Source organism: Flavobacterium piscisymbiosum (assembly GCF_020905295.1).
In the GTDB taxonomy this organism is placed as follows: Bacteria; Bacteroidota; Bacteroidia; order Flavobacteriales; family Flavobacteriaceae; genus Flavobacterium; species Flavobacterium piscisymbiosum.
Map to the genome: position 1 here is coordinate 955,030 of NZ_JAJJMM010000001.1, position 14,514 is coordinate 969,543.

4 protein-coding genes are annotated in these 14,514 nt (G+C 34.6%); all 4 read right to left on the minus strand.

Features of this window, described 5'->3' with window-relative positions; all coding sequences use genetic code 11:
* Positions 1-14 precede the first annotated feature (14 nt).
* The 4 genes from LNP81_RS04415 to LNP81_RS04435 all read right to left on the minus strand — a co-directional run bounded on the left by LNP81_RS04415 (position 15) and on the right by LNP81_RS04435 (position 14,378).
* Complete coding sequence (locus LNP81_RS04415; protein ID WP_305070232.1) at positions 15-4,892, minus strand: fibronectin type III domain-containing protein; 4,878 nt, start codon at positions 4,890-4,892, stop codon at positions 15-17.
* A 478-nt stretch (positions 4,893-5,370) separates the two neighbouring features.
* The gene (locus LNP81_RS04425; RefSeq protein ID WP_230033728.1) at positions 5,371-9,231 is read right to left on the minus strand and encodes a T9SS sorting signal type C domain-containing protein; all 3,861 of its coding nucleotides are present in this window, start codon (positions 9,229-9,231) and stop codon (positions 5,371-5,373) included.
* Positions 9,232-9,395: 164 nt separating this feature from the next.
* A complete protein-coding gene (locus tag LNP81_RS04430; protein ID WP_230033729.1) occupies positions 9,396-13,544 on the minus strand; it encodes a T9SS sorting signal type C domain-containing protein in 4,149 nt (1,382 codons plus the stop codon).
* A gap of 360 nt (positions 13,545-13,904) precedes the next feature.
* Positions 13,905-14,378, minus strand: coding sequence for a regulatory protein RecX (locus tag LNP81_RS04435; RefSeq protein WP_230033730.1), 474 nt, complete (start codon positions 14,376-14,378; stop codon positions 13,905-13,907).
* Between the last annotated feature and the right edge of the window lie 136 nt (positions 14,379-14,514).

Here is a 14,514-nt window from a genome sequence, read left to right on the forward strand (position 1 = left end):
CTGCTTTTTTTATTTTAAAATATTATTTTTTTTGTTGATGTAAAGTCGTTTTCTAAAGTTACTTTTACTAATAAAACCTGATTTTCTGATTGCAGGTTTTGAATTTGAAGTTCTGTATTTCCAACTTTTGTTTTATTATAAAGTCGCTTTCCTGTAATATCAAAAATCGTAACTTCTTTTATATTTTCTTTTGATGATAAAACATCTATGGTTTTATTTTTTACTGAGACTGAAATACCGTTTTCAAGGTTCTCAAAATCTTCGGTTCCTAATGTTTTGTTAGTGTAACGCAATACAAAACGATCTGTAAAAGTCCCAATCGCAGTAGTAAAAGTATAATCACTTGCTCTTAGATCATGAGTTATTCCGACTGTTTTATCTTCGAGATAAATCGCCTGACTAGTCATATTGCCATCAACTTCATCGATCGAAATAGTAAAATTACCTTCAATCGCCGTTCTATATCCTAATGGAGCGATATCGGTGTCTACAAATGGCAAAGCACGACCTTGAATTACAAGTTTAGTGGTATTAACCATACTATAAAAATCAAGATATGGATTACCATTAAAACTTACTCCATCAAATTTGCTTTCATAAGCATTAGTAGCACCTTGTATATAACCTATCAAAATTTGTTTAAAAACTCCTTCTGCATTAGACATATTTAGCCAGATGCGATTTTTTTCAACAGTAGCTTCTTTTGAAGTTTCGGATGATTTGAAAAATTGACTGTTATTAGCTCCTCCTGATCGCATTGAATTATTGTAAATCACAGGTCCTGCTAAACGTCCACTGGCAAAAAAAGCTTGACCAGCCCCTATTTTACCTGTTGGTTTTTTACCATTATCATTTGCAGGATCGTCTGAATGTCCAGGATCTGATTTTGCTGATTTTGCAGTTGCTACACCACCACTAAGGTTATAACTGGCATAATCGTTTGGATTATAATCATAATTTCCAACAGGGGTTACAGCCGTGTTATGCGTCCAAAAATAAAGAGTTCCGTTTAAAACCGTATTACCCAATATAAGAGCGTCTGCACTTAAAGCCGATGGATAAGGATTTCCAATTAAACGATATTTACCCACCTCTAATGGTTCACCTGTTAGATTTCCGTTATTTGGCACTCCAATAAAATTAGCAGTGTAATCCGTTTTTGAATCATTTGGATAATTTTCAGGACCACGAATAATATATCCTTTTCCAACAACCATATCGGCGTTTCTATCAGCATCAATCCAGCCTGAACCATGATGATAATAAAACATATCTGCTTTGGTATTTTGTGAAACATCAATTAATTTTTGTGGATTCACGGGTGTTGACCAATACACAAAATCAGCCTGACGAATACCAATTGTCCGCATGTATTTGATATTCCCTGAATTAGTTGCATTATTAATCTGAACTAAACTTGCATTATTTTGAAATGTTAATTCCGTCCCTACTGACGGATCAACGACCAATTCATTTTCAATCGTTAAGGTATGCAATTCATTTATAGTCACTTTTTTACCTGCATTAACCTTACATGTACAACCATTTATATCACCAATTGAAGAAAAATCATCGGCAAAAATAATATTTTGATCCAATGTTGTTGTTGCTCCATTCGACCAGCCTCCTGCAATGGTATATGTATTTGTTTCTAAAGAATTTATTATTATATTTTGTAATGGCAGCGAAATACAGCTTCCGGGATATTGAACGGTAAAATTATAGGTGCCAGGAATTAATCCTGAAATAGTATAAGTGGTTAAATCAGCCCCTGATCCTCCTGTGTATGTATTTAAAGCTGTTCCACCTTGAATAATTGTATAATCATTTCTATTTGGCAAATTCTTTAAAACTACACTACCTGTCGAAACAAGACATGTGGGCTGCACTGGAGAATTATTTTGGGGAGTAGAGGGTACAGGCTGCACTAATACAGGATAGGTTGATGTTGCAATATAAGAAAGTGAACAAGTTGGTGAAGCTGTCACTGTCATTGTTAAGATTACCTGATTCCCACTATCTGCCGTTACAGAATTATATGTTGGTGTTAGGGTTGCTGCATTTGTAATAGTCCCTGAGCCATTATGTGTCCATACAACAGTTCCATTCGTTGCTGAAGCTCCACTTATCGTAGCTGATCCGTTTACACAAATTGTTTGTGAACCTGATGAAACAGCTGTTGGTGCTCCCTGAATATTTACTGTATAAGTAGCAGTTGCTATTTGTGGCGAACATGCATTATTACTTGTAACAGTCATTGTTAAAATTACCGTTCTTGCTGTTCCCCCTAAAGAAGGAGTGTAAGTAGGCGTGAGTGTTGTGGGATTGGACAATGTTCCTGAGCCTCCACTAAAAGTCCATTGAACAGTACCATTTGTTGAAGTTGCTCCAGATACAGTTGCAGAGCCATTAGAACAGATTGTTATGCTTCCCCCTGCTGTAGCCGTTGGCAAATTAGAAATTGTTACTGTAGATGGTAAAGAAGAAGCACTTTCACATCCTCCTGCATTAACTACTTTTACAGTATAATTTCCTGCTGATGTAACGACAATACTTTGCGATGTTGCACCTGTTGACCATACATTATTTGTAGCTGAACTTGAGGTAAGCGTAACATTACTGGTTTGGCAAATATTTAAGGATCCGGAAGCTGATATTGTAGGAGTCGCAGGAACAGTAAGAGTACTTGTAGAAGCTGGAGATGGTACTCCATAAGAACTCATTCCACAGCCATTTGTTGCAAGAACCCTATAATAATAAACAGTTCCTGGGGTTAATCCTGTAAAATTATAATTTGTTGCTGTAATCCCAGTATAAGTTTGGGTAGCTGAAGTGGCAGGAAATGTATTACTGGTAGAAATCTGAACTTCGTAAGTTAAAGCATTTGTTGCAGCACTCCAAGACATTGTAAACTGAGTACACAAAACTGCCGAAGAAGCTACACCAGTGGGTGCCAAAGGAGCACTATTTAATGTTGTAGCTCCTTGAACAACAGAATAAGCCGTGCTACTTCCACAACCATTTTTACCTCTTATCCTGTAATAATATGTAGTTGAAGTTGATAAACCTGTAACCGTATAAGTCGTTACATTACCAACATCAAGTGAATTATAACCCGGAACAAAACTGCCAAATCCTCCATCTGTTGAAACGTCTAACAAATAACTTGTTGCATTTGTTTGTGCATTCCAATTAGCAGTGAATACAGTACAAACAACATTTGTAGGTAAAGTAGAAACAACTGTTCCCGGAATGGCACTTGTAGTTGTCGTATTCTGTACCGTAGCCGTTGAAGAGGAACTTGTACCACAACCATTTTGTGCCCGGATTCGATAATAATAAGTAGTACTTGGAGATAATCCGGTTACTGTATAACTTGTTACACTACCAATATTCAATGAATTATAACCTGCAACAAAACTACCAAAACCTACATCTGTTGAAACGTCTAATAAGTAAGTTACAGCATTTGCTTCAGCTGCCCAATTGGCAGTAAACACACTACAAACTACATTTGTAACCGGCGCTAAAATAACATTACCCGGGACAACTGCAGGTTTATACGTTATGGTATTTGAATTTGCACTGATACAAGATCCGCTAAATGCTCTGATTCTATAATAATAAGTTGTAGTATTATTTAAACCTGTAATAGTATATGTCAACACATTTCCTACGTTCAAAGCATTATATGTACCTACAAAACTACCAAAATTAATATCTGTAGAGACGTCAAGCACATAATAACTTGTTCCTGAAACGGCTTGCCAATTTGCTGTGATTTGTGTACACGTTGCTGCGCTTCCTGCCAAAGCAACCGGTGCAATTCCGGAAGAAATTGTAGTAACCGTAGCAGTATTATTTGAAGTTAAAGGCCCTGTAGTACAGTTATCAGCAGCATTTGCACTAGTTCCTGATGTTAAAGATGTAATAGCTAAGCTTTTAGCACCTAAAGTTGTAAACCCGGGAGCTATAAATGTGCCTTTTCCAGTAACATCTACATTCATACTTACAGCTGTCTGTGCTACACTATTTACCTGATATGACACACTATAAAGACCCGCAGGTAAACCAGTAAGGGTTATAATTGATGATGTTCCTGAACAAAGATCTACAACTGATGCTGCAGTGCTAGTTAAAGCATAAGTAGGACAATTATAAGAAATTGTTACTTTACCTGCTCCACCATCTCCTCCAGGAGTTGGAGTAGCTAAAAGATTCTTTGCTCCTCCTCCTCCTCCTCCAGGTATAGAACCGGGATTACCAGCAGTAGCTCCTAATAAAGAACCTCTCTCAGCGCCACCTGCACCAGCCAAAACACCAGTTCCATCAACACTATTACCACCAGCACCTCCAACAGCTCCCAAGCCTATTATACCAGTAGTTCCTGAAGCACCTGACACTCCACTTCTGGTTATTTGGCCTGTTGATGCAGAAGCTAAACCTCCCGCACCTCCTGAAACTATACCCCCGGCATTATTTCCTGTTCCTCCGTTTCCTCCAACGGCTGTAACATATCCAACAACTGTTGAAGTTTTTCCAGTTAAACCACTTCCGGGATTTGTAGAGGTAGACATTGGACCACCAGAACCTGCACCTCCAGCTGTTATAGATAATGATATTCCGGAAGAAATTGTATATACTCCCCCTGCAAATGCGCCACCGCCACCACCGCCACCGCCTCTTTGCAAGTCTAATCCTCCTACAATTGCGCTACCGCCACCGCCACCGCCACCCCAAGCATTAATAGTAATTGGGGTTACTCCGGCAGGAACTACAAAAGTAGTGGTAACATTTGTAGTCGCATTACCTGTAAAAGAAACCGTTTTAGTTTGTGCGTAAAAAAATAAGGGAAATGCAACTAACTGTAGAGTAAGTAAAATTCTTTTCATTGTGGTATTTTTTTATATTAAAAACATAAACTATTGATCAGAAAAATCTAACAGCATGATCTATAAATACCTCAATAAGTAAAAAACAAGAATACAAAGAAGTCTGATTCTAAAATTGTAATTGAAAGAATAATATAAGTACTTTTTGTTTCATTTAATTGGGCATTTAAATTCAGCAATAGGTATTAGGCAGATAAAAAACTAAAAATTAATTTGTCTTTTAGTTTTATTTTAAAAAGTATAAGAATTGTCCTAGTTAGGATTTATCGCATATATAACAACAAGGTATGATTTTATTTACATAAAATTCAATTCCCTATTGTTAAAATGTAAGAATTTAACACTTTAAATCGTTTTTAATCAACTACTAAACAAAGATTTAGCCTTTAAAACAAAGGCTTTCGATATTTTTAGGCCTGAAATTTTATTTTACTCTAAATAATAAAAATCAATATTATTTTAAATTTAAGCGAGAACGTTAAAATATTGTCTTTTTGGTTACAATTAGTCCACTTTCCAGTTTTACTTTCACCAACAAAACCTGATTTTGAGATACCAAATTTAATAGCCTATGTTCTGCATTTTCTACGTTTTCTTTATGATATAATAGTTTACCCAAAAGATCAAAAACTGACACCTCTTTTATAAGCTCTTTTGTTGAAATCACTTTAATCATTTTATCTTTTACTACAATAAAAATATGATCTTCGAAATTTTCAAAATCAGTTTTATTTAAGGTCTTATCAATATATTTTAAAATAAAACGATCATTAAAGGTTCCGACTGACGTGTCAAAAAAATAGGGACTTTCTTTTAAGTCATGTATCTGTTTTAAATCTTTATCTTCAATAAAAACATTTAAATTCTCAAATAATCCGTCTTCGTGATCAATATCAAAACTAAAATTGCCATTAATTGAACTTTTATAACCAAGAACAATTGAATCTGTTTGAACAAAGGGTAAAGCCCGACCCTGAATGACCAATTTTTTACTGTCAGCTATACTATAAAAATCTACAAACTGATTCGAATTAAAACTTACTGCATCATAATTATCATCATATAAATTTGTTGCTCCTTGAATATATCCTACCAAAATTTGCTTAAAAGCACCTTCTGAATTCTTAAGATTTAACCAAATGCGATGTTTTTCAATTGTACTTTTATGCCCTTGTTCATTATTCTTTTCGACGTGCTTAAAAAACCTGGAATTACTTCCTGAAATTCTGGTGCTATTATTAAACTCAACTGTTCCTGCTACTTTACTAGTCACAAAAAAAGCCTGTCCCGAGGCAATTTTACCGTTAGGTATACTTTCATTAATCCCTGTTGATAAAGCTTCTCGTGTACCAACCCCTCCAAGTAAATTATAAACTGCATAATCATCACTTGCATATTTATTATTAGTATATGGCGTGTTATGTGTCCAGAAATAAAGGGCACCTTTAATTTTCGATCTGTTATTGGTCATAAAAACATCCGCATTAATCGCAGACGGATAAGGGTTTCCAACTAAAACATAACTATTCGCAGTTTTTAAAACAGCCTCGATTTTGCCATTATTGGGCGCTCCTTTAAAAATCGCCTCAAAGTTTGAAGTAATTGTTTGTGAAAAATTCTCAGGTCCCCTGATGATATATCCTTTGCCCGGGATCATATTACAGGTCGAAGGGTTCTCCTGAATCCATTTAACAATGTAATCGTATGAAAAAAACATGTCTGGCGCAGTATTTGGTGAAACATCAACTAATCTTTGATTATTAACGGGTGAAGACCAATAAGTATAATCAAATTTTAATATAGGAGATGATTTTCTTTTAACAAAGGCAATTCCGTTATTTACTATGTCATCATCAGATTGGTATAAAGATGCTGAGTCTTCTAAAATTAAATTTCCCAAACCTAAATAAGAAAACTCAATTCCCAAAGTGTTTTCACTTAGAACTGTTACCACTTTACCTTCATCAACATAACAACTACAAACATCTGTCGTTGTCAAATTTGGATAATTATCTTTAAAAATCACTTCTTTTGCGGGTGACGGAAAGCCATTGGACCAGGAAATACCATTCCATATAGTCGAATCTAAACATAGTTTTAGACGGGCAATTCTATGTTTGGAGATACCTGATACTGAATTAAAACCTCCTCCAATAATCAATTTATAATCAGATGTAAAACTCATCGAATAAAGTTCTTTATTAAGAGAAGCCAAAAATGAAGGATCATAATCACCAGATTTTTCGAGACGAATCAATCTTAATGATGGGCTTGTTTTGTAGGTTCCTGAAAAAGTTCCGCCAACTAAAATGCGATCATCCGGCTGAACCAAAATAGTGCGAACATCTCCTTTATTAAAACCTGTGTCAGAATTAAAAGTTGGATCTAAACTACCATCATAATTTAAACGAGCAATTCGTTTTTGTGAAGTTCCATTATAAGTTAAAAAAGACCCTCCTAAAATTATTTTCTTATCAGACTGTAATGCTAATGCATACACATATCTATCAAAACCAGTACCAATATTAAAACTGGTATCTATACTTCCGTTGGTATTCAATCGAACTAAACGAGGATACAAAAGCCCATTGAATGTATTAAACCTTCCGGCAACTAAAATTTTACCATCGGACTGAAGTAATACTGTCTCAATAATTGCATCAGCTCCAAGACCAATATTAAAACTAGTATCACGTAAACCATTTTCTAACAATCTGACTATTCTTCCGGCGGCTGAACCATTATAAGTTGTAAAATTTCCGGCTACAATTAATTTCCCATCAGGCTGAACATCTAATGCATACACCTGACTATTAAATCCTGAACCTATAACAAAAGAATTATCTAGTGCTCCATCAGGAAAAATACGGACAATTCGATTAGAATTAATTTCATTGTATTTCGTGAAATTTCCTCCAACAACTATCTTTCCGTCTAATTGTAACACAGCATTTTTTACAAGATTATTAGCTCCTTGCTCTCCTCGATTAAAAGAGACATCAGAAGATCCGTCTTCTAAAACTCTTGTTATCCTTGAGCAATATGCTCCATTAAATTTGGTAAAACTCCCAAATACCATTGTTTTTTTATTTTCTAATGATAAAACTTTTAAAACAGAATTATCAAAACCAATTCCTGCAGCTAAATAACCCGCATCATGGTCTCCATTGGCATCGATTTTTGCTAATCTTCCTTGATTTAAATTATCAAAAACTGAAAATGAACCACCTATATACCAAGATCCTTCTCTATCAGTTGCTAAAGCCAAAACTGATGCAGATCCTGGTCCTGAACCTATATCGAAATCTGTTTTTAAAGTCCCGTCTCTATTCAAAAAACATAACCGATTAATCTCTGTACCATTATAAGAACCAATAAAAGATCCGCCTACCATTATATTTCCTACAGCGTCAGTTTTAATCGTCTGGACAGCATCTTTACTAAAACCTGAGCCCGACAAGAAATTGCTATCCGGAGATCCGTCTTGATTTATTCTTATAATTCTGTTAGCTCCAATACCATTATAATTAGTAAACTTTCCTCCCAGAATAATTTTCTGATCAGATTGAATTATCATCGCATTGACATCATCATTAAAACCAGATCCTATATTAAAATTATGATCAATGCTACCATCCTGAAATAGTCGGACTATTTTATTTATTGAAGATCCATTAAAACTTGTAAAATTTCCGGAAAGCAAAATTTTTCCATCAGATAAAACCTTTGCACTTGTAATATTTGATGAAGATCCGGATCCTGTTATAAATGAAGTATCTAAACTACCATTCGGCAGGACTCTGGCAATTCGATTTACGGTAACATTATTATACTTTGTAAAACTTCCAACAATTATAATTTTGCCGTCAGCTTGTGGAGAAATATCATAAATAATACCTGCACTTGCAGCAATTGAAGTATTGAACGTTGCATCATATGAACCATCAGTGTTTAAACGAACTAATCTGCCTGTATTATTTCCATTAAAGCTTGTAAAACTGCCGCCAACAATTATTTTACCATCAGACTGAATATAAGATGAATAAATTTTACCATTAAATCCTATTCCTATATTAAAAGTCTCATCTATAGTTCCATCTGGCATTAGACGTGATAAATAAGGTGATGAGACTCCGTTAAGACTTAGATAATCGCCGCCAACAATCAGCTTTTGATCCTCTTGTAAACACAAAGTCCTTACTATATTATCGAAACCATCTCCTTTTTGGCCATCGTCGATTATACTAAAAGTGACATCTAACTTACCTTGTTGTGCACGTAGATCAATATTAGAAAATAACAGAATTAAAGCGAATGGAATAAATACTTTTTTTATCAAAATTAAAATTATGAGGCGTTATTAAATATGTAAGAATTAACCGAAATTTACATTTCTATATTAAAACCTGCAATACCCACTTTTAGTGATATTTTAATAACAAAAAAAAATCCATTCGCCGCAACGAATGGATTTTTTTATAAGATAAATGTATTGTTTATCTATTATTGAAATATGATTTTTCTAGTCGTAGTAAAATCATTTTCTAAAGTCACTTTTACCAGTAAAACCTGATTGCTCGATGGCAGGTTTTGAATTTGAAGTTCGGTATTTGAAACTTTATTTTTGTTGTAAAGTGTTTTTCCCATAATATCAAAAATGGTAACTTCTTTTATGTTTTCTTTTGACGATAAAACGTTGATAGTTTTATTTTTTACTGAAATTAAAATTCCATCCTGGGTATTTTCAAAATCGCCGGTTCCAAGTGTTTTGTTGGCATATTTTAAAACGAATCGGTCAGTAAATGTACCACTCGCACTTTTAAAAGTATAATCACTTGAGCGTAAATCGTGGATGATACCAGTTTTTTTATCTTCTAAATAAATGGCCTGATTACTCATTTTGCCATCGACCTCGTCTATTGCTATGGTAAAAGTATCCTCAACAGATGTTTTGTATCCTAACGGAACAACATCAGTATTTACAAATGGCAAAGCACGACCCTGAATTACAAGTTTAGTGGTATTAACCATACTATAAAAATCAAGGTATGGATTACCATCAAAACTTACTCCGTCGAATTTATTTTCATAGGCATTGGTTGCTCCTTCGATATAACCAATCAATAATTGTTTGAAAGTTCCCTTTGAGCTTGTCATATTAAGCCAGATGCGATTCTTTTCGATAGAGGTTTCTTTTGATGTTTCGGATGATTTAAAAAACTGATTGTTGTTTGTACCCCCAAATCGCATCGAATTATTATAAAGTACAGGCCCTGCTAAACGTCCGCTGACAAAAAAGGCTTGTCCTGCCCCTACATAACCGGATGGCTTTTCGTTACCGGTAAGTGCTGCTTTACTTGTTCTTACGCTTCCGCTAAGATTATAACTGGCGTAATCATTCGGGTTATAATCATAGTTTCCAACAGGGGTTACAGCAGTATTATGTGTCCAGAAATAAACAGTTCCGTTTAGTACTGTATTTCCCTGAATAAGTTTATCTATGCTTAAAGCCGATGGATAAGGATTTCCGATTAATCGATATTTACCTGCGGTTAATGGTTCTCCAACGATGTCTCCGTTATTTGGAACTCCGATAAATGAAGCAGTATAGTCAGCCTTATCTGTATTGGAGTAAGTTTCAGGACCGCGAATAATATATCCTTTCCCTACAATCATATCGGCGTTTCTATCAGCATCAATCCAACCTGAACCGTGATGGTAATAAAACAGATCTGGCTTGGTATCAGGTGAAACTTTAAGTAATTGCTGTGGTTTAACAGGTGTTGACCAATACACGAAATCTGCCTGACGAATTTTAAGGGCCGTACGCTTGTAAGTGATGTTTCCGGTATTCACAACATTGTTGCTTTGTAATAAGCTTGAATTATTTTCGAATATTAATGATCCTCCATCCAGAACCGTAACAGCATTTGCAACCGCCAAAGTTCTTCCTTCTTTTATAGTAACAACTGCTCCACTATTTATGGTACATGAACAACCGTTTAGGTTGGTATCGATATCATAATTTCCTGTAAATTCAATTCGATCTGTTTCTGATGGTGTTCCGTTTGACCATTTGTTGCCATTCCAGGTATTTGCCGGTTGAATTACTATTTCTGAGGAATATACGATAGAGCAATTGTCATCTATAGCAAATTTGTAAGTTCCCGGTGCAAGTCCTGAAATTTCAAATGTAGTTCCTGCAGTTACAAAATTATAAACTGTACCTCGTGATTCAAGTAATCTTCCAGAATGTGGAACATCTTCTAAAACTACACTACCTGTTGATGTGGTGCAATTTGGCTGTGTGATAGCTCCTACTTTTGGAGGTGTTGATACCCTTTTTGTTACAAGTGGTTCAGAAAAAGTGCTTGTGGTTGAACCACATTTTCCCGTTACAATACAATAATAGTATAATGTACCAGCAGTTGTTGACTGAGGTGTATAGGTATTAGTAGCCGCTCCGTTTTTGTTACCTAACGAAGTCGCGTTTATTGTACTAGCTGTTGTATTACTATACCACTGATATGTTTTAATTTCAAATCCCGTTGCCGAAATACTTATCGGATTAAAAGTCCCATTAATACATTGTGTTTGAGTTGCAGTAGATTGTGAATTTATTGTTGGTGCAAATTCAACATCAATTCGCGTTTCAATAGCGTACTCTTCGTTACAAGATCCATTTTTTGCTACAGCTCTGTAATTTCTGGATGCAGTTAGAATTTCGGTTGGAGTATAAGTTACTTTTCCAGCAGTATTTTCTATAAATTTCCACGTTTTGTTATTATCGTCACTATATTCCCATCGTATAATTTTGCTAGGATCTGAATAGAGAGCATCTTTATTTGGATCGTCAAAGTTGTATACGGCCAAAGGAGGATTTTGGTCTCCTTGGCAAATGTGAATTCCACCTTTTGTTCTTCCTCTATCTGTCTTTGTTATTGTAACTGTAATGATATTAGAAGTGGCTGATTTTGAAGCTAAGCAGGATGAAGTAGAGTTTGATGTCATTACAACCTTGATGGCGTCTAAATTGTTTAATCCATTTGTTGTATACTGCGATCCTGTTTGTCCAACAATTGGATTTGATCCAAGATACCATTGGTATTTTGGTGCTGTTCCTCCATTGGTTGGTGTTCCCTTAAAAGTTACTAAAGTTCCATTGCAAATTGTTGTAGAAGACTCCGAAGAAGTTATACTTACCGTAGGTAAACTAGGATTAATAACTATTTTACCTATGGCTGCTAACGTTCCACATCCTCCAGTTAAATCTATTATATAGTTAAACGTTCCTGTCTCCGTTGGTGTTCCACTAATGGTTACTTTGTTAGAAGCAAAACTACCGATAACTCCATTAGGTAATCCTTGAAAATTAGCATGTGTAGCGCCAGTTGTGTGATAGGTAATATCTGTAATAGCCGTATTGTTGCAAATAGTTTGGTTATTTGTTTCTTCGGCAGAACTTAAAACTATCGTGTTATTTGGATTCACGGTTAGTTTGGCTGTATTTGAATATGTTGAACAAATAGAATTTGATATTACGCAGCGTACATAATTATTACCGTAAGATAACGGAATGTTTTTTAATTTTAAAGTAGATGTTTTGTGTCCTGATACTCCTTCTACATCATCAGTGTTTGTCCATCCTGTAGAGCCGTTAGCGGAATATTGCCATTGATAGGATGGATTTGAAGCCGAAGTAGCAACGCTGAAATTCGCTGATTGACCTTCGCACACAATTAATGTCTGAGGGTGGGTGGTTACCTCTGGTCCTGTTGCATTAACGGCAATAGAATTAGATGCATTGCTTGGGCAATAGTAGCCTTCTTGTGTTGTTGTCACCGTATAGTTGCCGGAACTTGTAACTGTTATACTTTGAGTAGTTTCACCATTTGACCATAAATAATGATCCGCAGTACTTGAAGTTAAAACAACATTGCCACCTTGACAAAAATCTGTACTACCTTTAGCTGTAATTGTTGGAGTATCTGTTTTATTGCTGGTTATGTTTACATATTTGTACTTTGCATAATTAGTTCTGCAATCATTAGAGACGACTACAGTAATATTGTCAGCAGTTGAGCCAATAGTTACGGTAATAGAATTTGTATTGGCTCCTGAAGTAATGGTCCAATTAGAGGGTATATTCCAAACATAGTGTGTAGCATTTGCTACAGGTGCTATTGAATAGATTTGTCCTTTATTTCCGTCACATTGAACAGATGGTCCTGATATTTCACCAGTTTCACCTAAAGCAGGATAAACTGTAATCATTTTTTGAGCAGTTTTAACTTCGTTGCAATTTGGTTGTCTTAATGTATATATCACGTATGCGACTCCTGGTGCTTTTGCAGTAGCAGTAGTTCCGTTTACTTCTAATATAGAAGAGTCTGATGAAGACCAAGTTCCGCTATCCCATCCAGTTGACCAAAAATTTTCAGTAGTTCCTACACACATTTTATTATTATTACTTTGCACTTCGCCTGCTGTTGCACTACTATTGCATTGAGCATTTGAAATATTAGTGCCAAGTATCAAAAAGAAGATAGTTATTGCTTTAAAGTAAAATTTTGGAAATCTAAAGATATCTTTTACGAAGGATAAAAATGAAACCTTAAAAAATAGAATAGTAAAAAGTAAAGTTTTCTTCATGCTAAATGTTTTCTATACAATTTGTTATATCAGGCGCAGAAAAAATGCCCGAGCAAATATAGATACATCTACGTGTTCGAAAAGGGGAGGGTTTTTAGAACCCTAGTTTAATCGATGAACTGTTAAAATAGTCGATAAACTACATCTTAAAAATTAACATTTAATGTTATTTCTTATAAAATACAGTTTTAAAACATAGGAAAATTCATAAAATATTAAGAAAAATGAGTTCTTTTTTTAAGCTATAGTTGTAAAAAACGTCTTTCAGTGGAATAATTCATAATAAAGTTGTAAATTATAACTTGTGAGATTATGTGTAAAATAAAGATAATTGATGGTAATAAATCAAGATTTTTGTTTTTACAATTCCTTTTCTAATTGAGTTACTTTATCATAAACCAAGAAACTTTCATATCCTCTGCGTAACATATAATCGCAGAATTTTTTTCGTTTTTTTAAGGTGTTTTTTTCGTGAAGATTATTCCAACATCTTTCAGAAAGCTGATCAAAAGTAGTTTCGTATTCTTCAGGCGAAATTTCTTTTAATGCCAGTGTAATATTAGTAGACGAAACCTGCTTTAATTTAAGCTCATTGGTAATCCTGATTCTTCCCCAATGTTTTATGCGATGTTTACCTCTTGCAAAACTGCAGGCAAAACGGGTTTCGTTTAAAAAATTATTTTCAATTAGTTGAACTACAACAATATCAATTTCATCAGGAGACATTTTTAAGCTGTATAATTTAGAAATTACCTCTGCATGACAGCGTTCCTGATAGGCACAAAAATGCTCTAATTTTTGTATTGCGTCCTTTATTGTTAAAATTGAATTCATGTGTTTTTTCTTTCTTTTTAACGGTTATTGCTAAAAATAATCATTTTGTTGTTAAAAATCCGTAGCTTTTTTCTGTTTTTCTTAAAAAATATTTTTTTAAAATGTTGGAAGTGTGTAGAATTATGATATTTTTGTG

Excerpts from the sequence above, each read along its gene's own strand:
- LNP81_RS04415 (WP_305070232.1), bottom strand. The coding sequence starts at position 4,892 with ATGAAAAGAATTTTACTTACTCTACAGTTAGTTGCATTTCCCTTATTT.
- LNP81_RS04430 (WP_230033729.1), bottom strand. The coding sequence starts at position 13,544 with ATGAAGAAAACTTTACTTTTTACTATTCTATTTTTTAAGGTTTCATTT.
- LNP81_RS04435 (WP_230033730.1), bottom strand. The coding sequence starts at position 14,378 with ATGAATTCAATTTTAACAATAAAGGACGCAATACAAAAATTAGAGCAT.